The organism is Pseudarthrobacter phenanthrenivorans (genome assembly GCF_000813845.1).
Taxonomy (GTDB): Bacteria; Actinomycetota; Actinomycetes; order Actinomycetales; family Micrococcaceae; genus Arthrobacter; species Arthrobacter phenanthrenivorans_B.
In genome coordinates, this window is sequence record NZ_JWTB01000034.1 from 1 (window position 1) to 19,850 (window position 19,850).

20 protein-coding genes are annotated in these 19,850 nt (G+C 66.6%); 10 read left to right on the plus strand and 10 right to left on the minus strand.

Features of this window, described 5'->3' with window-relative positions; all coding sequences use genetic code 11:
* Positions 1–32: 32 nt before the first annotated feature.
* Both galK and galT read right to left on the minus strand, forming a co-directional pair.
* Positions 33–1,214: a galactokinase gene (gene galK / locus RM50_RS16805; protein ID WP_043454983.1), complete on the minus strand. Its 1,182-nt coding sequence runs from the start codon at positions 1,212–1,214 to the stop codon at positions 33–35.
* Complete coding sequence (gene galT / locus RM50_RS16810; protein ID WP_043454984.1) at positions 1,211–2,365, minus strand: galactose-1-phosphate uridylyltransferase; 1,155 nt, start codon at positions 2,363–2,365, stop codon at positions 1,211–1,213. The genes galK and galT overlap by 4 nt, the downstream gene beginning before the upstream one ends.
* A gap of 101 nt (positions 2,366–2,466) precedes the next feature.
* Here galT and RM50_RS16815 point away from each other — a divergent pair, with 101 nt between their 5' ends.
* From RM50_RS16815 to RM50_RS16830, 4 genes are read left to right on the plus strand one after another with little or no spacing between them, the layout of a single operon-like run.
* Complete coding sequence (locus RM50_RS16815) at positions 2,467–3,429, plus strand: aldose 1-epimerase family protein (protein ID WP_043454985.1); 963 nt, start codon at positions 2,467–2,469, stop codon at positions 3,427–3,429.
* Positions 3,430–3,465: 36 nt separating this feature from the next.
* Positions 3,466–4,797 (plus strand): AI-2E family transporter, encoded by a 1,332-nt coding sequence (locus RM50_RS16820; protein ID WP_205622292.1) that lies wholly within the window; start codon positions 3,466–3,468, stop codon positions 4,795–4,797.
* A 3-nt stretch (positions 4,798–4,800) separates the two neighbouring features.
* Positions 4,801–6,039, plus strand: coding sequence for a threonine ammonia-lyase (gene ilvA / locus RM50_RS16825; protein ID WP_043454987.1), 1,239 nt, complete (start codon positions 4,801–4,803; stop codon positions 6,037–6,039).
* A gap of 8 nt (positions 6,040–6,047) precedes the next feature.
* On the plus strand, positions 6,048–6,662 hold the full coding sequence (locus RM50_RS16830) for a rhomboid family intramembrane serine protease (RefSeq protein ID WP_043454989.1): 615 nt from the start codon (positions 6,048–6,050) through the stop codon (positions 6,660–6,662).
* 127 nt (positions 6,663–6,789) lie between these two features.
* Here RM50_RS16830 and greA read toward each other — a convergent pair whose 3' ends face one another.
* Together greA and RM50_RS16840 are read right to left on the minus strand one after the other, a co-directional pair.
* Positions 6,790–7,284 carry a transcription elongation factor GreA gene (gene greA, locus RM50_RS16835; RefSeq protein WP_043454990.1) on the minus strand — a complete coding sequence of 165 codons (495 nt, stop codon included), beginning with the start codon at positions 7,282–7,284 and terminating at the stop codon, positions 6,790–6,792.
* A gap of 151 nt (positions 7,285–7,435) precedes the next feature.
* Positions 7,436–7,894, minus strand: coding sequence for a DUF4307 domain-containing protein (locus tag RM50_RS16840; RefSeq protein ID WP_043454991.1), 459 nt, complete (start codon positions 7,892–7,894; stop codon positions 7,436–7,438).
* A gap of 129 nt (positions 7,895–8,023) precedes the next feature.
* On the opposite strand from RM50_RS16840, the gene mca reads away from it, so the two are divergent.
* The gene (gene mca / locus RM50_RS16845; protein WP_043454993.1) at positions 8,024–8,929 is read left to right on the plus strand and encodes a mycothiol conjugate amidase Mca; all 906 of its coding nucleotides are present in this window, start codon (positions 8,024–8,026) and stop codon (positions 8,927–8,929) included.
* 97 nt (positions 8,930–9,026) lie between these two features.
* Entirely contained in the window at positions 9,027–9,380 is a 354-nt protein-coding gene (locus tag RM50_RS16850) for a hypothetical protein (RefSeq protein ID WP_043454995.1), read from the plus strand.
* Between the two features lie 104 nt (positions 9,381–9,484).
* Here RM50_RS16850 and trhA read toward each other — a convergent pair whose 3' ends face one another.
* Positions 9,485–10,228 carry a PAQR family membrane homeostasis protein TrhA gene (trhA, locus tag RM50_RS16855; protein ID WP_205622293.1) on the minus strand — a complete coding sequence of 248 codons (744 nt, stop codon included), beginning with the start codon at positions 10,226–10,228 and terminating at the stop codon, positions 9,485–9,487.
* Between the two features lie 148 nt (positions 10,229–10,376).
* Between trhA and RM50_RS16860 the strand changes: the two genes are divergently transcribed.
* Together RM50_RS16860 and RM50_RS16865 are read left to right on the plus strand one after the other, a co-directional pair.
* On the plus strand, positions 10,377–11,138 hold the full coding sequence (locus tag RM50_RS16860; RefSeq protein WP_043455018.1) for an isoprenyl transferase: 762 nt from the start codon (positions 10,377–10,379) through the stop codon (positions 11,136–11,138).
* Between the two features lie 239 nt (positions 11,139–11,377).
* Positions 11,378–12,796 (plus strand): PhoH family protein, encoded by a 1,419-nt coding sequence (locus tag RM50_RS16865; protein ID WP_043454996.1) that lies wholly within the window; start codon positions 11,378–11,380, stop codon positions 12,794–12,796.
* 260 nt (positions 12,797–13,056) lie between these two features.
* Here RM50_RS16865 and RM50_RS16870 read toward each other — a convergent pair whose 3' ends face one another.
* Both RM50_RS16870 and RM50_RS16875 read right to left on the minus strand, forming a co-directional pair.
* The gene (locus RM50_RS16870; protein WP_043455001.1) at positions 13,057–13,704 is read right to left on the minus strand and encodes a GNAT family N-acetyltransferase; all 648 of its coding nucleotides are present in this window, start codon (positions 13,702–13,704) and stop codon (positions 13,057–13,059) included.
* A 42-nt stretch (positions 13,705–13,746) separates the two neighbouring features.
* Entirely contained in the window at positions 13,747–14,559 is an 813-nt protein-coding gene (locus RM50_RS16875; RefSeq protein WP_205622295.1) for a hypothetical protein, read from the minus strand.
* 60 nt (positions 14,560–14,619) lie between these two features.
* Between RM50_RS16875 and RM50_RS16880 the strand changes: the two genes are divergently transcribed.
* Both RM50_RS16880 and RM50_RS16885 read left to right on the plus strand, forming a co-directional pair.
* Positions 14,620–15,165 carry a prepilin peptidase gene (locus RM50_RS16880; protein ID WP_043455004.1) on the plus strand — a complete coding sequence of 182 codons (546 nt, stop codon included), beginning with the start codon at positions 14,620–14,622 and terminating at the stop codon, positions 15,163–15,165.
* 75 nt (positions 15,166–15,240) lie between these two features.
* Positions 15,241–15,711 (plus strand): NUDIX hydrolase, encoded by a 471-nt coding sequence (locus RM50_RS16885; RefSeq protein WP_043455006.1) that lies wholly within the window; start codon positions 15,241–15,243, stop codon positions 15,709–15,711.
* A 182-nt stretch (positions 15,712–15,893) separates the two neighbouring features.
* Here RM50_RS16885 and RM50_RS16890 read toward each other — a convergent pair whose 3' ends face one another.
* The 3 genes from RM50_RS16890 to RM50_RS16900 all read right to left on the minus strand — a co-directional run bounded on the left by RM50_RS16890 (position 15,894) and on the right by RM50_RS16900 (position 19,823).
* The gene (locus RM50_RS16890; RefSeq protein ID WP_043455008.1) at positions 15,894–17,576 is read right to left on the minus strand and encodes an MDR family MFS transporter; all 1,683 of its coding nucleotides are present in this window, start codon (positions 17,574–17,576) and stop codon (positions 15,894–15,896) included.
* Positions 17,573–18,244, minus strand: a complete 672-nt coding sequence (locus RM50_RS16895; protein WP_043455010.1) for a TetR/AcrR family transcriptional regulator — start codon at positions 18,242–18,244, stop codon at positions 17,573–17,575. The genes RM50_RS16890 and RM50_RS16895 overlap by 4 nt, the downstream gene beginning before the upstream one ends.
* Positions 18,245–18,395: 151 nt before the next feature.
* The gene (locus tag RM50_RS16900; RefSeq protein ID WP_043455013.1) at positions 18,396–19,823 is read right to left on the minus strand and encodes a class II fumarate hydratase; all 1,428 of its coding nucleotides are present in this window, start codon (positions 19,821–19,823) and stop codon (positions 18,396–18,398) included.
* Positions 19,824–19,850: the final 27 nt, after the last annotated feature.

The following is a 19,850-nucleotide window of genomic DNA, read 5'->3' on the forward strand; positions in this document are numbered from 1 at the left end:
TGGTGGGGCCCACTGTCGTTTATGGGAGCAACCTACGCGAGGCGCATGGCGCCGGCGGCAGGGGAGACGGTGAAGATGTCCGGCGCGGTGAAGCCGGCCCTGGCAAAGGCCTTGGCGACGGCGTCACGTACCTCCTGCTCGGCAGCGACAGGTGTCAGTGAAATCGCCGCCCCGCCAAACCCGCCGCCGGTCATCCGGGCGCCGATGGCGCCATGGGCGCGCGAGGTATCGACGGCGAGATCCAGCTCCGGGCAGGAGATCTCGAAATCGTCCCGCATTGAGGCGTGGCTGGCGTCCAGCAGGGGCCCAATGGCGCCCGGGCCGGGCCCGGCCAGGAGCTCGACCGCCTGGAGCACCCTGTCGTTCTCGGTCACCACGTGGCGCACCCGGCGGAAGGTGACCTCGTCCAGCAGGCCGCTGGCCTCCGCCAGATCGGCCACCTCCACGTCCCTCAGCGCCTTCACGCCCAGCACCTCCGCCCCAAGCTCGCAGGACGCCCGGCGCGAGGCGTAGCCCCCGTCCGCATGGGAGTGCGACACCTTGGTGTCGATCACCAGGAGCACCAGGCCTGCGGGTTCGGTCTCGAAGGGAACCAGGCTCGCCGTTTGGTCCCTGCAGTCCAGGAAGACGGCGTGGCCCTTTGCGCCACGCAGGGAGGCGGACTGGTCCATGATCCCCGTGGGAGCGCCCACAAAGTCGTTTTCCGCCCGCTGGGTTGCCAGCACCATGTCCTGGGCCTCCAGGCCGGCCCCCGTGAGCTCGTTGAGAGCGGTGATGACGGCGCATTCGATGGCGTGCGACGACGACAGGCCGGCTCCCAGCGGAACGTTGGAATCCAGCAGCAGATCGATGCCCGGGACATCGATGCCCCGTTCCCGCAGGGCCCACATCACGCCGAGTGGGTACTTGGTCCAGCCCTTGGCCGTTCCGGGTTGCACGGACTCCAGGGATGTTGTGACCACGCCTTGGTCGCCATAGGTGGACAGGAGCCGCACGGTGCTGTCCCCGCGGACGCCCACAGCCACCCGCGCGGTGCGGTCGATGGCGAACGGCAGCACGAAGCCTTCGTTGTAGTCGGTGTGTTCTCCGATCAGGTTCACCCGGCCTGGCGCCTGCCACACGCCGTCCGGGGCGTTGCCGAACTCCTGCTCGAAACGGGCGCTGAGATCCTTCCCGGTGGACGTTGCCGTGGTGCCATGATCCTGAACGCTCACGCGGAGGCTCCTTCCGGGGCGGCCGCCAGGGAGGCGGCATGGGCCGACGGCGGCAGGGCAACCGTACGCAGCCGTTCCGCCACATCTTCGGGGGTGGTGTCGTTGATGAAGGCGCCCATGGCCGCCTCCGATCCTGCCAGGTACTTCAGCTTATCGGCCGCCCGGCGGGGCGAGGTCAGCTGGAGGTGGAGGTAGCCCGCGGGCCGCAGCACGTCGTCCAGCGGCGCCTGGTGCCACGCGGAAATGTAGGGCGTGGGCGTGGGGTAGAGGGCATCCACCCGCTTCAGCAGGTCCAGGTAGACCTCCGCCAGCTCGTCCTTTTCCTCTCCGCCCAGTGCTGCCAGGTCCGGTACCTGCCGGTGGGGGACCAGATGGATCTCCAGGGGCCACCGCGCTGCGAAGGGAACGTAGGCGCTGAAATGCGTTCCTTCCAGGACCATCCTGCTGCCGTCCTCCCGTTCGGCGCGCAGCAGCGAACCGGTCAACGTGTCCCTGCCGTCCTTTGCGTCGTAGTACTTGCGGGCGGCAGCGCCGAGGACGCCGGCCCGGGGCGTGACATAGGGGTAGGCGTAGATCTGGCCATGCGGGTGGTGCAGCGTTACCCCGATGTCCGCGCCCCGGTTCTCGAACGGGAAAACCTGCTTGATGCCGGACATGGCGCTGAGGGCAGCGGTGCGGTGGGACCAGGCTTCGATGACCGTCCGCGACCGTGCCGGGCTCAGGCCGCTGAAGGATCCGGTGTGCTCGGGCGTGAATGACACCACTTCACAGCGGCCGTAGGCAGGGCCTTTCGTTCCCCAGGCGGCGTCTTCGGGCACCGGCCCGAGTGCCGGGCCCAGGGAGGGGAAACGGTTTTCGAAGACCACGACGTCGTAATCGGCTGCCGGGATCTCCGTGGCGTTGCCGGGGGTGGTGGGACAGATAGGACACTGGTCTGCCGGCGGCAGGTGGGTGCGCGCCTGGCGGTGGGCGGCAACCGCCACCCATTCGCCGGTCAGCGCGTCGAAGCGTACCTCGCCGGGTTCCCCGCGCGGGGGCAGCCCGCGGTGGTCGGTTGTGAGGTGGTCTTCCCTCGACGTGCGGGTGCCTGCATCGTCGAAGTAGATCAGCTCCCGGCCGTCCGAGAGCTTGGTACTGGTAATCCCTGTCATATCAAAAGTTTGCCATAAACGATCAAGAATGAATAGTTAACAACAAAAAGTAACAGGAGCCCTGATGGAGCCGAAGGGCTGCCCGTTGTACGGTAAAGCCCATGACAGCCTCTTCCGAACAGGAAATCCCCGCACCTGAAACCGCCCGCGCCTGCGCCACCGGCCGGCAATACGAGCTTCGCCGCGGCGACGCCGTGGCGGTGGTCACCGAACTCGCCGCCGGCCTCCGCTCCTTCAGCCGGGGCGGCGTCCTGCTGACTGAGACCTATGGTGATGACGAGATTGCCCCCGGTGGTGCCGGAATAACGCTGGCGCCCTGGGCCAACAGGGTGGAGGACGGGGTGTGGTTCCTCGACGGCAGGAAGCAGCAGCTCGACATCACCGAGGTGTCCCGCAACAACGCAAGCCATGGACTGCTCCGGAACACCGGCTATGCACTGGTGGGGCAGTCGGAGCATTCCGTGGCGCTGGAGGCCACAGTTTTTCCGCAGCACGGCTATCCGTTCCTGGTCCGGCACCGGGTGGAATACCGGCTGTCCGGAGACCTGGGGCTGGAAGTCCGCCAGACCCTGAGCAATGACGGAACGGCGCCGGCGCCGTTCGTCCTGGGTGCGCACCCTTACCTCAGGGTGGGGGATGCCGCGGTGGAGGACCTGCAGCTGACGGTGGCAGCCGGCACCAGGCTGGTGACGGACGAGCGGCTGATTCCGCGCAGCCCGGCACCGGTTGACGGGGACACCGATTTCCGTTCCGGCCAACACATCGCCGGCCTCGCGGTGGACGTCGCCCTGACGGATCTGCAATTCGACGGCGGCAGGGCCAGGCACACCCTCGCTGCGGCCGACGGCAGTGCGGTGTCGCTGTGGCAGGACGAAAACTGCCGCTATGTCCACGTCTACGTCAGCACGGTATACCCGGGCCGGCACCGCGCCGTGGCCGTGGAGCCCATGACCGGGCCGGCGAATGCGTTCAACTCGGGCGACGGCCTGCGGTGGCTGGCTCCCGGCGGGTCCTTCAGCATGGAATGGGGCATCGATTACCGGCCCGGCACGGCGGCGGGGTAGTTTCCCATTGGGCGGCGGCTGGGGAAGTATTGGGATATGAAGCCAAACGAGGATGACGTCACCCTGGCCCGCCCGGTCCCCGCGCCGGCACCCGCTGCGGCTGCACCCTTGCGTGTCCTGACCGACCGCGAACTGGACAAGGACATTCCCTACGGGATCCGCATCGCCGCCTCCTGGTCGTGGCGGCTGGGGCTGATCCTCCTGATGGCAGGGATTCTGGTGTGGCTGCTCAGCCACATCACCCTGCTGATCATCCCCATCATGGTGGCTGCCCTCCTCGCCGGGCTCCTCAGCCCCGTCACCGCCTGGCTCAAGCGGCGCGGACTTCCCGCCGGGCTCGCCGTCGCCGCGACTGTCCTGGGCTTCGTCGGCGTCATTGTCGGGGCGCTGGCACTGGTCGGCAGGCAGCTTGCCGTGGGCTTCGGCGAGCTCTATTCGCAGGCGCTTGAAGGCGTGCGCCAGGTCCAGGACTGGCTTTCAGCCGGCCCCCTCCACCTGACCGCCGCGCAGATCGACCAGTACGTCAAGGAAGTCACGGACGCGCTGCAGAACAACAGCAGCAGCATCCTCAGCGGTGCCCTGTCCTTCGGCAGCACCGCAGGCCACTTCGCCGCGGGAATGCTGCTCTCGCTGTTCATCCTGATCTTCTTCCTCCTGGAAGGTGACCGGATCTGGGCCTTCCTGGTCCGGATGCTTCCCCGCACGGCCCGGGCCGCCACCTTCGGGGCGGGCCGCAAGGGCTGGGCCTCCATGGTCAGTTATGCCCGGATCCAGATGTTCGTGGCCGCCGTCGACGCCCTCGGCATCGGCGTAGGCGCCGCCATCATCGGCGTTCCGCTCGCCCTCCCGCTGGGCGTGCTGGTCTTCCTCGGCTCGTTCATTCCGGTGGTCGGTGCCCTGGTGACCGGCGTCGTCGCGGTCCTCCTGGCCCTGGTGGCCAACGGCCCCATCAACGCCCTGATCATGCTGGCCATCGTCCTGCTGGTCCAGCAACTCGAAGGCCATATCCTGCAGCCCCTGGTCATGGGCAAGGCAGTATCCCTCCACCCGGTGGCAGTGATCCTCAGCGTCGCGGCCGGATCCTACCTCGCGGGCATCCCCGGGGCCCTGTTCTCGGTACCCATCCTGGCCGTAGCAAACTCGGCCGTTCGCTACATCGCCGCCAGAACGTGGGAACATGAACAAGTGCCGGTTATTGCCGGAAGGCCCATCACAGCCGGAACAGGCGGGGACAACACCATCGAGGATGTTGAACCGCCCTCAGTATCCGACGCCAACGGGGATGCGGCGGCCGGCACTGCAGCCGAACACCGTGATGCCCGCACGTCCTCCCCGGAGGGCACGGGGGCAGATCCCAGAGGAGAGTAGTCCGTGAAGATCCTTGAAACCCTTCCCGTCACACTGGACGATGTCCTTGAGGCGCAGAAGCTGCTTGACGGGATTATTGCGCGCACTCCCGTGGAATCATCCCGGGCCCTGGGCGGCCTGGTAGGCGGTGACGTCTACTTCAAATGCGAGAACCTGCAGCGCGCCGGCTCGTTCAAGGTGCGCGGCGCCTACGTCAGGATGGCGCGGCTTTCCGCGGACGAGAAGAAGCGCGGAGTTGTGGCTGCCTCGGCCGGCAACCACGCACAGGGTGTTGCCGTTGCTGCCAAGAGCCTGGGCATCAAGGCCCGCATCTACATGCCCCTGGGAGTGGCGCTGCCCAAGCTGGCTGCAACCCGCAGCCACGGCGCGGAAGTGGTCCTGCACGGACACAACGTGGACGAGGCGCTCGCGGAAGCCCAGCGCTACAGCAACGAAACCGGGATGGTCTTCGTGCATCCCTTCGGCAACGTGGACGTCGTCTCCGGCCAGGGCACCGTGGGCCTGGAAATCCTCGAGCAGGTGCCCAACGTGGACACCGTGCTCATGGGTGTGGGCGGTGGGGGCCTCCTGGCCGGGGTCGCCGTCGCCATCAAGGCGCGCGCCAGGGAACTTGGCCGGGAGATCCGGATCATCGGGGTTCAGGCGGAGAACGCCGCCGCCTACCCGCCGTCGCTTGCCGCCGATGCCCTGGTGCCGCTGAAGAAGGTCTCCACCATGGCGGACGGCATCGCGGTGGGCCGGCCGGGGCAGCTGCCCTTCAGTATCATCCGGGAACTCGTCGATGACGTCGTCACGGTCAGCGAAGACTCCCTGGCCCGTGCACTGATCTTCCTGCTGGAACGGGCCAAGATGGTGGTTGAACCCGCAGGGGCCGTGGGCGTGGCAGCACTCATGGACGGCAAGATCGAAAATCCCGGAACCACCGTAGCGGTGCTCTCCGGCGGAAACATCGATCCCATGTTGATGCTGAAAGTGATCCAGCGCGGCCTCTCAGCCGCAGGCCGCTACATGACCGTCCGCATGATGCTTGACGACCGGCCCGGCTCGCTGGCAACGATCGCCCGCATCATTGCAGAGAACGACGCCAACGTCACCGGCCTGGACCACACGAGGGTGGGCGGTTCCATCAGCATGGGCGATGTTTCAATCACCGTGAACCTCGAAACCAAGGGGCACCAGCATGGTGAGCAGGTCCTCAGCGCCCTCCGTGCCGAGGGCTTCCAGCCAATCGTCGTGCACTAGGAGCTGCGGTGGCGGGACTGATGGGTAACGGCCGGCCTGCGCGGCAGGACATTGCCTCCCGCGCAAAGGGCGGCCTCGTGGTTCTGGGCGGCTTCGTGGCCCTGCTGTTCGCCATTGAGGTGGTGAACAGCCTGATGATGGGAGCTCTCATCCGGACCTTCGGCCTGCGGCCCCGGAGCCCGGACGGGCTGCTGGACATCTTCACTTTCCCGCTGCTGCACGCAAACCTGAACCACCTCCTCTCCAACAGCCTGCCGCTGGTCATCTTTGGCTTCCTGGTGTTCCTCTCCGGGCTCCGCGTTTTCCTCACCGCGCTGGCCTTCAGCTGGCTGGGCAGCGGGCTCACCGTCTGGCTCATCGGGAATGGCGTCACCGTGGGTGCCTCGGGCCTGGTGTTCGGGCTTTTCGCCTTCCTGCTGGTGCGCGGGTTCTTCAACCGCAGCTGGCGGCAAATCCTGCTGGCTGTGGTCCTCTTCATGGGCTACGGCAGCATCCTGCTGGGAGCGCTGCCCTTCGTGGCCGGCTACGTAAGCTGGCAGGCGCACCTGGGCGGCGCAGCGGGTGGCATCATTGCCGCCCTGTTGCTCCGTCCACGGAACACTGCGGTAGTGCGGGGAACCTGACGGCGCCCCCTGCGCAGGAGCCTGGATGTCAGGCAGTTGAGGCCCAGGCAGTACTTAAACGAAAAGCGGCGGCCGCCCCGAGGGGACGGCCGCCGCTTTCGGCTTCAGTGGTGCCGGCAGGGTGGCGCTAGGCAGCGTAGGGCTTGGCGGAGAGAATCTCCACGGTGATGTCCTTGCCGTTCGGTGCGGCGTAGCTGAGGGTCTCGCCCTCCTTGTGGCCCAGGATGGCTGCTCCCAGCGGAGACTTTTCGCTGAAGACATCCAGGTCAGAGTCGCCGGCGATCTCGCGTGAACCCAGCAGGAACGTCTCTTCGTCGCCGGCAATCCTGGCAACCACGATCATGCCGGGCTCCACGATGCCGTCATCGGCAGGCGCTTCACCCACATGGGCGTCACGGAGCAGCACCGTCAGCTGGCGGATGCGGGCCTCGATCTTGCCCTGCTCCTCCTTGGCCGCGTGGTAGCCCCCGTTTTCCTTGAGGTCCCCCTCTTGCCGCGCTGCTTCAATCTTCTGGACGATCTCCGCCCGGCCTGCGCCGGAAAGGTGGTCCAGCTCTGCCTTCAGGCGGTCAAAAGCTTCCTGGGTGAGCCAGGCTGCAGATGCGCTGTTGGTGGTAGACACGGACTTCTCCTCTAGTGGTCCTACATGCAAAAGACCCCGCCACGGTGGCCACTTGTGGAACAGTAACCAGCTCAGCGGGGTAAAGGTATCTCTCCATTGTAGTCAATCCTCTGGAGATAACCCAACAGGGGTGCGTCGCACATCACACGCGTCAGGAGGACGCGTCAGGAATCCAGCAGCTGTCCACCACGCCGGACACGGACTCCGACTCCGTGCGCACGGTGACGCGCTGGGCTACCGTCCTGCCGCCGTCGGCCGTCCCATCCGCAGCTGTCGGCGGAATGTCCACTACCTTCCAGCCCACCACGGCAAACTTCGAATCCAGTGCCTTCACGGCACATTTGACGGGGTTGGAAGGTTCCCGGGTCACCTGGAAGTCCACCTCGGCGAGGGTGGCATCCGTGGTGCTGTAGCCCACATCCTTGAACGTGACCCCCGACAGCGAGTTCGAGGTGGTCACCCACGCCAGGAACCCGATTCCCGCGACCAGCGCCACGGCGACGGCAGCCCGGGCGGCGGCGGGGGAGAGCCGGCGCTTTTTAGCACCATACCGATTGGCTAGGCTAGTGTCTGCGGGCGCGGGATGGGCCGGCTGGTCCGGGGAAGTCACCAGACCAGTTTAGTGCCCTTTCCGCCGGCGCTTTGCGGTGGCTGCGGCCGCCGGCTTGGCAGGGCACCCGCACCACACCATCCACAAGCTGCCCCCACCGCAGAAGAAGAATAAGGAGCCGTCTCCACCATGACAGCGTCCAGCAACTCCCAGGCGCCGCTCCGGCTGCTCGCGGTCCATGCCCACCCGGATGACGAATCCAGCAAGGGCGCCGCGACCATGGCGATGTATGCGGCAGCCGGCGTGGATGTCCTGGTAGCCACGTGCACGGACGGGTCCCGCGGCGACATCCAGAACCCCGCGGTGGAAGGCGAACCCCATCCTAAACGGGACATGGCCGGTGCGCGCCGGCTGGAGATGCAGCGTGCCGCCGCCATCCTGGGCATCCGCCAGCGGTGGCTCGGCTTCGTTGACTCGGGCCTTCCCGAAGGTGATCCGCTGCCGCCGCTGCCCGCCGGGTCATTCGCGACGCTGCCCTTGCACCAGGCTGCCGCGCCCCTGGTCCGGCTGGTGCGTTCGTTCAAGCCGCACGTCATCCTGAGCTATGACGAGAACGGCGGCTATCCCCACCCGGACCACATCATGGCGCACAAGGTGGCCGTGGAGGCCTTTGAAGCCGCCGGTGATCCGGACCGCTACCCCGAGACGGGGGAGGCCTGGGAGCCGAGCAAGCTGTACTACGACCGCGCCTTCAGCCCGGAGCGTTTCCGTTCCCTGCATTTCGCACTGGAGGAGGCAGGCCTGCAGTCGCCGTATGCCGAGCGCCTGGCCGCATGGCTGGAGGCCGACGCGGAGGGGCATACCCCTCCGCCGGCAAAGCATCCCACCACCACCCAGATAGACTGCGGCGACTTTTTCGAGGTGCGCGACGACGCCTTGCGGGCCCACCGGACCCAGGTGGATCCCCTGGGATTCTTCTTTGCCGTCTCGCCCGAGATGCAGCGCCGCGCGTGGCCGTGGGAAGACTACTCGCTGATCCATTCCCGGGTGCCTTCCGAGCTTCCCGAAAAGGACCTGTTCGCGGGGCTAAGATAGACCGGCAGGCTATTTCTATCCCGTGTAGAAGATAGGCGCGGCGACGGTCGGTCCCGCCCGCTTCCTGCTGCATCCGTTCCACCAGAAGGTTTCAACCGTGCATTCTCTGCTCCTCAGCCTCGCCACGACCCCCACTCCGCTGCCCACGCCCACGTTGCGGGAAGGGATTTCCGAGGACCAGGTCACCCCGGGCCTGCTGGGATTCATCATGACGGCATTCTTCGTGGTGGCCACCGCGTTGCTCATCGTCGACATGGTGCGGCGCATCCGCCGCGTGCGCTACCGTGCGCAGGTGGAGGAGGAGCGCCTGGCGGCAGCCGCTGCGGCGGACGTGGATGCCGCGGACGCGCAGGACGGGCTCGACGGCCGGAACGGGTTCGACGGCGGCACGCACCGGGCAGCGCCCGGCACCAACGGAGAGGGGCCGGCAGGCGGGGCGCCGCGCGAATAACCGGCGTTCCCTGGGCAGTCCACGCCACTACAGGCAGGAAAATGCCCTGCCGGGCCGTCCATGCCTGCGGGCGGCCGCGATCCCGCCCTGCTGGTGCAGCCCGCCTAGTCCAGGACGGCCAGGGCGATAGCCACAAAATGGGCCGCGAACGCAAGCACGGTGAAGGCGTGGAACAGCTCGTGGAACCCGAAATGGCTGTAGCTGAAGTTGGGTTTCTTGAGCGCGTAGAAGACCGCCCCCGCGATGTACAGGACGCCGCCAACGCAGATCAGCACGGCGGCGGGGATGCTGGCCTGGAAGAACTGCGGCAGGTAGAACAGTGCCCCGCAGCCCAGGGCTATGTAGATGGGAACGTAGAGCCAGCGCGGCGCGTCTGTCCACAGCAGCCGGAAGAGGACGCCAAGGATCGCTCCGGCCCAGATTACCCACAGGAGCACCACGGCCTGCGGGCGTTCCAGGAGTGTCCAGGCCAGCGGCGTATAGGTGCCGGCGATCACCAGCATGATGTTGGTGTGGTCCAGCCGTTTCAGGACGAGCTTCACCCTGGGCGACCAGTTGCCCCGGTGGTAGACGGCGCTGACGCCGAACAGCAAGACGCCGGTTGCGGCATAGACGGCGGTGGTGATCCTGCGGTCCGCCGTGGGTGCCAGCACCACCAGGATGATGCCGGCCACCAGGGCGAGCGGGGCAGTCACCGTGTGGATCCAGCCCCGCCACTTCGGCTTGATCATCAACAGTTCAGCCAGCCGTACGGCCGCATCATCCACGACGCTGGTTCCCTGGTCCGTGCCCGCGTCCGGGTCCTCCGGCTGCGGCGCGGGGATGGCCTGCGGGGAGTCGCTGTTCATGGCACCAGAATAACTTACGGAGCAGTAGGTTACTGGCTAGTAACAAGATTGAACGCGGGCGGAGGGGCCCCTGCCGGTACCCGGTCCTCCCGGGCGGTAGCCTAGGATGTGGATGTACGTACGGCAGGAAAGTCAGGTGAGTGGACGCGTGGAGTTGCCCGGGTTCCTCTATGGCTTCTACGAGCGCCGCCTGCTCAAGGACCTGCCGCGCGACCGGATACCCCGGCACATCGGCGTCATGGTGGACGGCAACCGGCGCTGGGCCAAGCAGTTCAATGCCCCCACCAGCCAAGGCCACCAGGCCGGCGCCGACAAGATCCACGAGTTCCTTGGCTGGTGCCAGGAGTTGGGCGTCAAAGTGGTGACGCTGTACATGCTGTCCACCGACAACATGAACCGCTCCAGCGAGGAACTGGACCTCCTGATGGGCATCATCGCCAACACCCTGGACCGGCTTGACGAGGACGCGAACATCTCCGTGCATGCCATGGGTGCCCCCGAACTGCTGCCGGACTACCTGGCCGAACGGCTCAACAAGCTCACGGCCAGGACCCCTGTGCGGGAGAAAATCCACGTCAATGTGGCCGTGGGGTACGGCGGCCGCCGTGAGATCGTCGACGCCGTCCGCGAACTCCTGCACGACGCCGTAGCCAAGGGGATGGACATCAACAAGCTGGCGGATGACCTCTGCGTTGATGACATCTCGCGCTTCCTGTACACCCGCGGCCAGCCGGACCCCGACCTGGTCATCAGGACTTCAGGGGAGCAGCGGCTTTCGGGCTTCCTGATGTGGCAGAGCGCCTACTCCGAGTTCTACTTCTGCGAGGCGTTGTGGCCCGCCTTCCGCAAGGTTGATTTTCTCCGCGCCCTGCGTGACTACGCGGGCCGGCAGCGCCGCTTTGGCGCCTGAAACTCCCGGTTCATAACGAGTTCACACACCGGCAAGGAAAATCGCCGGGAAATGGTTGCGGAAATTACCCCGAATGGATTTACGTTATAACCATCAGCAGGCAAAACCGCCGGCTGATCGGGGAGGCCAGTACATGGAGCGAAACATCGCACCGGTTGTATGGGAGGCCGGACCCGGCCTCCTGGCCGAGCCGCCTCACCAATAACAATTCCGGGCTGGTGCCCGGGGCTGGAGTCGATGTGGCTACTTCTGAAAAACTGCCCGAGGTCCTGGTTGGACAGGGCGGAAAAGCTACCTCTCGCGCCGAGCGAGCCACCATTGGAACCGGCGCAGCATCTGAAGCTGCGGCCGGTTTTGCTGTCTCCGGAAGGGAAGCCGACATCCACACCTTCGTCATTGACACCTCCGTCCTGCTCTCCGATCCCCGGGCACTGCTGCGGTTCGCCGAACATGAGGTGGTTGTTCCGGTTGTGGTCATTACCGAACTCGAAGCCAAACGCCACGATCCGGAACTTGGGTACTTTGCGCGCAAGGCCCTTCGGCTCCTGGACGACCTTCGGGTCAAGCACGGCGGTCTCAACCAGCCCCTCCCCATTGGGGACGAGGGCGGCACGCTGATGGTGGAACTCAACCACATCTCCGCAGAGGTCCTGCCGCTGGGCTTCCGCAGCGGGGACAATGACAGCCGGATCCTCGCCGTCGCCAAGAACCTGGCCAACGAGGGACGGAACGTCACGGTTGTCTCGAAGGACCTGCCCATGCGGGTCAAGGCGTCCGCCATGGGACTGACCGCCGACGAGTACCGCAACGAGCTGGTCAAGGACTCCGGCTGGACGGGCGTTGCCGAAATCGAAGCGGACGAACAGGAAATCTCCACCCTCTACGGCCACGAACCCGTCTTCATCCCCGCGGCAGCCGAACTTCCCGTCAACACCGGGTTGGTCCTGCTCTCCAACCGCGGCTCTGCCCTCGGCCGGGTAGGCGCGGACAAACAGGTCCGCCTGGTCAAGGGAGACCGGGATGTGTTCGGCCTCCATGGGCGCTCGGCAGAGCAGCGGCTGGCTATCGACATGCTAATGGACCCGGCGGTGGGCATCGTGTCCATTGGTGGCCGGGCCGGCACCGGCAAGTCGGCCCTTGCCCTCTGCGCCGGCCTCGAGGCGGTGCTGGAACGCCGCGAGCACCGCAAGGTCATTGTGTTCCGGCCCCTCTACGCTGTGGGCGGCCAGGAACTCGGCTACCTGCCCGGTTCGGAATCCGAAAAGATGAACCCATGGGCCCAGGCAGTGTTCGACACCCTGGGTGCCCTGGTCAGCCAGGAAGTGGTGGAGGAGGTCATGGACCGCGGCATGCTCGAGGTCATGCCCCTCACCCACATCCGCGGACGCTCCCTGCATGACGCCTTCGTGATCGTCGACGAAGCCCAGTCCCTGGAAAAGAACGTGCTCCTGACCGTCATGAGCCGCATCGGCCAGAACTCCAAGATCGTGCTCACCCACGACGTCGCCCAGCGCGACAACCTCCGGGTCGGCCGCCACGACGGAATCGCCGCCGTCGTCGAAACCCTGAAAGGACACCCGCTCTTCGGCCACGTCACCCTGACCCGCTCCGAACGCTCGCCGATCGCAGCACTGGTGACGGAGCTTCTGGAAGGCTAAGTCGCCGAGGCAAGGGGCCGTGGCCGGGTTCGCCGGGCCACGGCCCTTTGTGCGTGTCTGTGGCCCCGTCCGTCCGGACTTGTGCAGAGGCGCACCTCCACGCATGGACAGCCACAAGCCGGGTCACGGCCCTTCTCGCAGGAGCGCATCGCGGCGCATCGGACGCCGCAGGTCGCCCAGCGACCGAAGGTGGCCCTATGCGCTGTGTCTAAGCGACGGAGAAGGACCGTGGCCCGGCGGACCCAGCCATGGACAGGCACTCAGCGCACGCCGAGGAACTTCGCTGCTGACTCGTGGCCGTTGACCTTCAGCTTCCAGTCCGGGCGGTTGAAGGTTTCCGGGGTGAGGCGGACGTGCTGGACGGTTTGGACTTCCTTGCCCCATACCTTGCGGGAGATGCCGTTCAGTTCGTAGCCGAGGGAACGGGACACACCCAAGGAGGCGCTGTTCCAGGCGGCCGCCTCTGACTCGGCAACCTCCGCGCCCAGCCAGTCAAAGGCCCAGAGGACGACGGCGGCCCGCATCTCCTTGCCCAGGCCCCGCCCCTGGACGGTCTGCTTCAGCCAGGAACCGGTGGTGACCGTCCGGAGGGCTGCGAAGTCTTTGGCACCAACGTCCTGGCAGCCGACGAACTGGCCCCCATGCCAGATCCCGAGGAGCAGGGTCCAGTTTTCGGGGCTGCACTCCGTGCGGCAGCGCCAGTACCAGCGGGCCATGTTCGGACCCAATTCATCGTGGGGCAGTTCGGTCCAGGGGGTGCTGAACGGATTCTTGCCGGCGTGGTGGATTCCCTCCCGGGCCGCGGCCACGGCCGCCGGGATGTCCCCGTCGGTGATGGGACGGAGCTCCAGCCGGGGAGATGCAAGCCTGAGGTCGAACAGCGGCCAGATGGAGCTCATGGAAGTCATCCGCGAAGCCTAGCCGATCGCTGCCGCGGGTACCTGTCACCCTCAGGCCGGGATGTCCCAGCTGACATGCCGGCGGACGTCCGTCGGGTTCATGGACTCGGCCAGGAACAGGTCATCGGGCATGTACTCGTCCACGGCGATGATATGGATCCAATGGCCATATTCCCCGGTTGCCTCTTCCAATGACTGGCTGGACACGCAGACTCCGGTGGCTGCATCGATTCGGAGGCGGGACATGCCGGGAAGGCAAAGGGGGGCGGCCGGATCCGTGGGCCGGTAGGCCACGTTCGGGACTGCGACTGCCTCAAGGGCAGGGCGGCCCTCGTGCCCGGCGTACCGGAGCTCCCGGAGGTCCAGGGCGTTGCTGCCGGGGAACTCGATGGGCACCGGGGCGTTCCCCGCAAGCTCCACAGGGTCCAGCGCAGCCGAAAACCGGCCGTTGCCGAACCCGGGTTCGCCGTAAGCCGCTTCCGGCCGGCGGCGTACCAGCCCATCGCCGTCGTAGACGGGAGTGACCAAAGAGGGCGGGAGGAGCCAGGACTTGCGGGTGGCACTCACGTAGAGGACATCCCTGGAATCGTTGATTCCTGTGGTGGTGTGCAGGACAAGTCCGCCAGGGCTTTCGAGGCGGAGCGCACCCGGACGGCGGAGCCATGCGCGCACGAAGGGTGCGCCCGGCGCGGGTGCAGAATCAAAGGCCCGGTCCCAGTACTCAAACCGCAGCGACTGCCACTTCCAGGGGGAAGAGCGGCACAGGTTGCGGAAGGTGGCGGCCAGGTCCGCGGAAGCCGCAACGCCGGAAGATGCTGCAGGAAGGCCCGGAACAGGCCGGCGCCGGGAGTCCCAGGTGGACATATCCACATCTTACGCGGCGTCGTTGGGGCTGGGATGGGTGGATCCAGTAGCATCCGAGGGGTGATCGGACGACTCGGTGAACTGTGGCAGCACACCCCGCCCGCCTTCTGGCTGGTCCTGGCCGCCTGCCTGTATTTCGCGGTGATGGCAATCCGGCTCACCATCATCGATGTCCGGCACCACCTGCTGCCAAACCGGATTGTCTTCCCGTCCTATGCCGTGGCCGGGGTCCTCCTCCTGGCGGCCGCCGCCGTGGCATGGGCCAGCCCTGAATCTGCCGGCGTGACGCCGGGGGGCCTTATCGCCGCACCGGCTGTCCGCATCGTGGCCGGCGGCGCCATCCTGTGGCTCTTCTACTTCATCCTGCGCTTCATCTATCCTCCCGGCATGGGCTTCGGTGACGTGAAGCTGGCCGGAGTGCTCGGAATGTACCTTGGCTACCTCAGCTGGGGGCACCTGTTCGCGGGAACCTTCCTGGCCTTCCTGCTCGGCGGCCTATGGTCCATTGCCCTCCTGGCGGCCAGGCGCAGCACCCTGAAGTCCGCCATCCCGTTCGGCCCGTTCATGCTTGCTGGAGCCGCTGCAGCCATGTTGCTGCCCGCCTGAGGGTCCAGTGCCTGGCCGACCGGCAGCGGTCGGCCCTGGCCGCCGGCGGCCGGGGCCATTCGGTAGGCTGGCGGTATGCCTGCACCCGAATACGTCCTGAAACTGCGCGAGAAGATCGGCAACGATCCCATCTGGGTCCCAGGGGTCCGGGGCGTGGTGGTGGATGACGCCGGGAAGATCCTGCTGGCCCAGCGGTCGGACAACCGGCAGTGGGCCCTCGTCAGTGGCATGCTGGACCCGGGGGAGCAGCCTGCACGCGGGCTGGTCCGGGAAATCTTCGAGGAAACAGCTGTGGTGGCCGAACCGGAACGCGTGGTGTCGGTTGGCGCGGTGGGGCCGGTCACCTACCCGAACGGGGATGTCTGCGAGTTCCTGGACGTGGTGTTCCTCTGCCGCTACGTTTCCGGCGAGGCCAGGGTCAACGACGACGAGTCCCTGGCCGTCGGCTGGTTCAGCGTGGACGACCTTCCCGAACTCATGCCCGGCCACCTGACCAGTATCCGCCAGGCCCTCGCGCCCTCCGGCGCCGTCCACTTCGAACCCTGACGCCACAAGCCGAATCCAACCGCCACCGCCCGGGAAAGGCCGGGGAACGGCCACAGGGCCGCCGCAACCCCCACGATTGCGGCGGCCCTGCAGCCATTCGCGCCGGTGGTCGTCCGCCGGCGTGCGTTCTCGGGGGCGTGGGCAGCCAAGCTGCCGCGGCCAAGCCCGGTGTCCGGCAGGCGTCACCGGCCCGGGGAGACCAACTCGCCGTCGTCGTCCTTTACGCCGGCAGCGGGCCCGGTTTCGCGCCCGGGGGCGGACGTGCCGGCGAGCCCGGCCGCCAGCCGCTCCGCCTCCTCCCCGCCCACGGCCTCGCCGCGCGCCACCATGCCGGCGGTGTCCGACAGCGGGATCTGCTTCAGCGTGATGGCCAGCAGCAGCGCAACGGCGATGAACGGCAGCAGGTACCAGAACACCGGTGCCAGCGAATCGGCATAGGCATTCACGATAGCGTCCCGCAGCTGTTCGGGGAGCTGGCTCAACGCCTGCGGATCCAGGGTCCGGGTGGACTGCCCTGCCTGCTCGGCGGAAGCTCCTGCACCCGTGAAGGCATTGGTCAGCGCCTCGGAAAGACGGGTGGTGAAAATCGAGCCGAACACCGCAACACCCATGGCCGCCCCCACCTCGCGGAAGTAGTTGTTGGTGCTGGTGGCGGTTCCAATTTGGTCCGCCGGCACGGAGTTCTGGACCACCAGGACCACTACCTGCATGATCAGGCCCAGGCCGGCACCGAAGACGAACAGCTGGAGGCAGATCACCCAGATGGGCGTGCTGGCTGCGAGGGTGGTCATCCACAGCATGGCGGCCATGGTCAGCGCGGCGCCCAGAATGGGGAACAGCTTGTACTTGCCGGTCTTGGAAATCCGGATGCCCGAGTAGATGGAGGTTCCCATGAGGCCTGCCATCATCGGCAGCATCAGCAGGCCTGATTCGGCAGCGGAGGTCCCGGAGGACATCTGCAGGAAGGTGGGAACGAACGCGATGGCGGAGAACATGCCCAGCCCCAGGGTGAAGCCGATCGCCGTGGCGTTGATGAAGATCCGGTTCCGGAACAGGCTCAGCGGAATGATGGGGTCCTCGGCGCGGCGCTCCACCATCACGAACGCGGCGGCAGAGACGACCAGGCCGGCGCCGAAGGCCCAGGTGAGCGGCGAATCCCAGCCTTCGTCCTTCTTGCCGCCGAAGTCGGTGAAGAAGATCAGGCAGGAAGTGGCGGCGGAGAGCAGGACGACGCCCAGGATGTCGACCCGCTTTTCCGCTTTTTTGTTGGGGAGTGTCAGGGCGAACCAGGCGATGGCGAAGGCGGCAAGGCCCACGGGGATGTTGATGTAGAAGGCCCATTCCCAGGTGAGGTGGTCCACGAAGAAGCCGCCCAGGAGCGGGCCGGCCACGGCGGAGAGGCCGAAGATGGCACCCAGGGGACCCATGTATTTGCCGCGCTCCTTGGCGGGCACGATGTCGGCGATGATGGCCTGGGAAAGGATCATGAGTCCGCCGCCGCCCAGGCCCTGGATGGCGCGGAAAATGACGAAGCTCCAGAAATCGGTGGCAAGGGCGCAACCCACGGAGGCCAGCGTGAAGAGCGCGATGGCCACCAGGAAGAGGTTGCGCCGGCCCAGGATGTCACCGAATTTGCCGTAGATGGGCATGACGATGGTGGTGGCCAGCAGGTAGGCGGTGGTGATCCAGGCCTGGTGTTCCACGCCGCCCAGCTTGCCCACGATGGTGGGCATCGCGGTGGAGACGATGGTCTGGTCCAGGCTGGAGAGGAGCATGCCCGCAATCAGTGCGGAGAAGATGATCCAGATGCGTTTTTGGGTCAGCAGGAGCGGTCCTGCAGGCGCCTTGGCGGTGGCGGTACTCATGGTTGTCCTTTTGCGGCGGTGGTATCCGGGATGTCGAACGGTTGGGAAAACAGGAGGCTGGCGGCTGCGATGTTCTCCAGCAGCAGGTCCCGGTAGCTGCGGGTGTTGCCGTCGGAGAAATACGCCATGCTGCTCTTGCGCGCGATGGTGCTGAGCAGCACGACGGCCATCTGCACGACGGGGTGGTCCGGGGCCACGCCTTCCCGGCGGGCAACGTCCCTGGCGAACTGGGCCTCCCGCTGCTCGGTGACTCCGATGATCTTCAGGATGAGCTGCGGCTCCTTGTGGACCACGCCGATCAGCTGGCGGGTTTCCTCTTCGGACGCGGTCATGCCCTCGGCCAGGCGGAGGGAGAGCCTCACCAGGTCACGGAACAGGGTGGCCGAGATTTCGCCGGCCGGGGAGTCCGCGCCGCCGGCGACGAATTCTTCGATGACGTCGGCCGGGATGTCATCTTCGGCGTGACCGATAATGGCGTCTTCCTTGGTGGGGAAGTAGTTGAAGAAGGTCCGGCGGGAGATTCCGGCGGCCCCGCACACTTCCTCCACGGTGTAGCCGTTCAGGCCGTGTTCGGCCGTGAGGGCACGGGCGGCGGCCGTGATGGCACCGCGGGTGGCGGCACGCTTCCGCTGCCGCAGCCCGGATTCAGAAGTTGCACTATCAGACACGTAGTAAAGTTTTGCACTCCGTAGTGATTAGTGCAAGTTTACTGGGAGTCCGGCGGGGCCGGGTTCCCAGGGGCTTAAAGTCCGACGGCGGCCGGCACCTTCCGTTCGAAGGGTGCCGGCCGCCGTCGGGCGTCCTGGAAGCGGTGGGGACTTAGGCCTTGTGGGCCGGGGCCGTCATGGTGGTGACGTCCAGCGCCTTGTCCAGGTCGGTCTCGGAGACCTTGCCGTCGCCGTCGCCGACGAAGCCGAGTTTCTCGGTGGCCTGGCGGATGGTCAGGCCCTCCTTGACGGCGGTCTTGGCGATCTTGGCGGCGTTCTCGTAGCCGATGTACTTGTTCAGCGGCGTGACGATGGAGGGGGAGGCCTCGGCCAGGAAGCGGGCGCGCTCCACGTTGGCGGTGATGCCGTCGATCATCTTGTCCGCCATGACGCGGCTGGTGTTGGCCAGCAGGCGGATGGACTCCAGCAGGTTGGCGGCCATGACCGGGATGCCGACGTTGAGCTCGAAGGCGCCGTTGGTGCCGGACCAGGCGATGGCGGTGTCGTTGCCGATAACCTGGGCGGCAACCATGATGGAAGCCTCGCAGATAACCGGGTTGACCTTGCCGGGCATGATCGAGGAGCCCGGCTGCAGGTCGGGGATCGCGATTTCGCCGAGGCCGGTGTTGGGGCCGGAACCCATCCAGCGAAGGTCGTTGTTGATCTTCATGAAGGAGATGGCGATGTTCCGAAGCTGGCTGGAGGCCTCGATCAGGCCGTCCCGGTTGGCCTGGGCCTCGAAGTGGTCGCGGGCCTCGGTCAGGGGCAGCCCGGTGTCCGTTGCCAGCAGCTCGATGACGCGCTCCGGGAAGCCGGCCGGGGTGTTGATGCCGGTGCCCACGGCCGTGCCGCCCAGCGGAACCTCGGCAACGCGGGGGAGCGAGGCGTTGATGCGCTCGATGCCGTAGCGGACCTGTGCGGCGTAGCCGCCGAACTCCTGGCCCAGGGTCACCGGGGTGGCGTCCATGAGGTGGGTGCGGCCGGACTTGACGACGTCCTTGAATTCAGCGGCCTTGCGCTCCAGCGACTCGGCAAGGTAGCCCAGGGCGGGAATGAGGTCGTTGATCAGCGCCGAGGTGGCAGCCACGTGGACCGAGGTGGGAAAGACGTCGTTCGAGGACTGCGATGCGTTGACGTGGTCGTTCGGGTGCACAACCTTGTCGCTGCCCGCGGCCTGCAGTGCGCGCGTTGCCAGTTCGGCGATGACCTCGTTGGTGTTCATGTTCGAGGAGGTGCCGGAACCGGTCTGGAAGACGTCGATGGGGAAGTCGCCGTCGTACTTGCCGGCAGCTACCTCGTCCGCAGCGTCTGCAATCGCCTTGGCCAGCTCGCCGTCGAGCACGCCCAGTTCTGCGTTGGCCTGGGCGGCGGCCTTCTTGACCCGGGCGAGCGCTTCAATGTGGGTGCGCTCCAGGGTCTTGCCGGAAATGGGGAAGTTCTCCACTGCCCGCTGCGTCTGCGCGCGGTACAGTGCGTTCACGGGGACGCGGACTTCGCCCATCGTGTCATGTTCAATGCGGAACTCTTCAGTGGAAGTCATGGGGCTAGCTTATGGCGATCCGGCGCC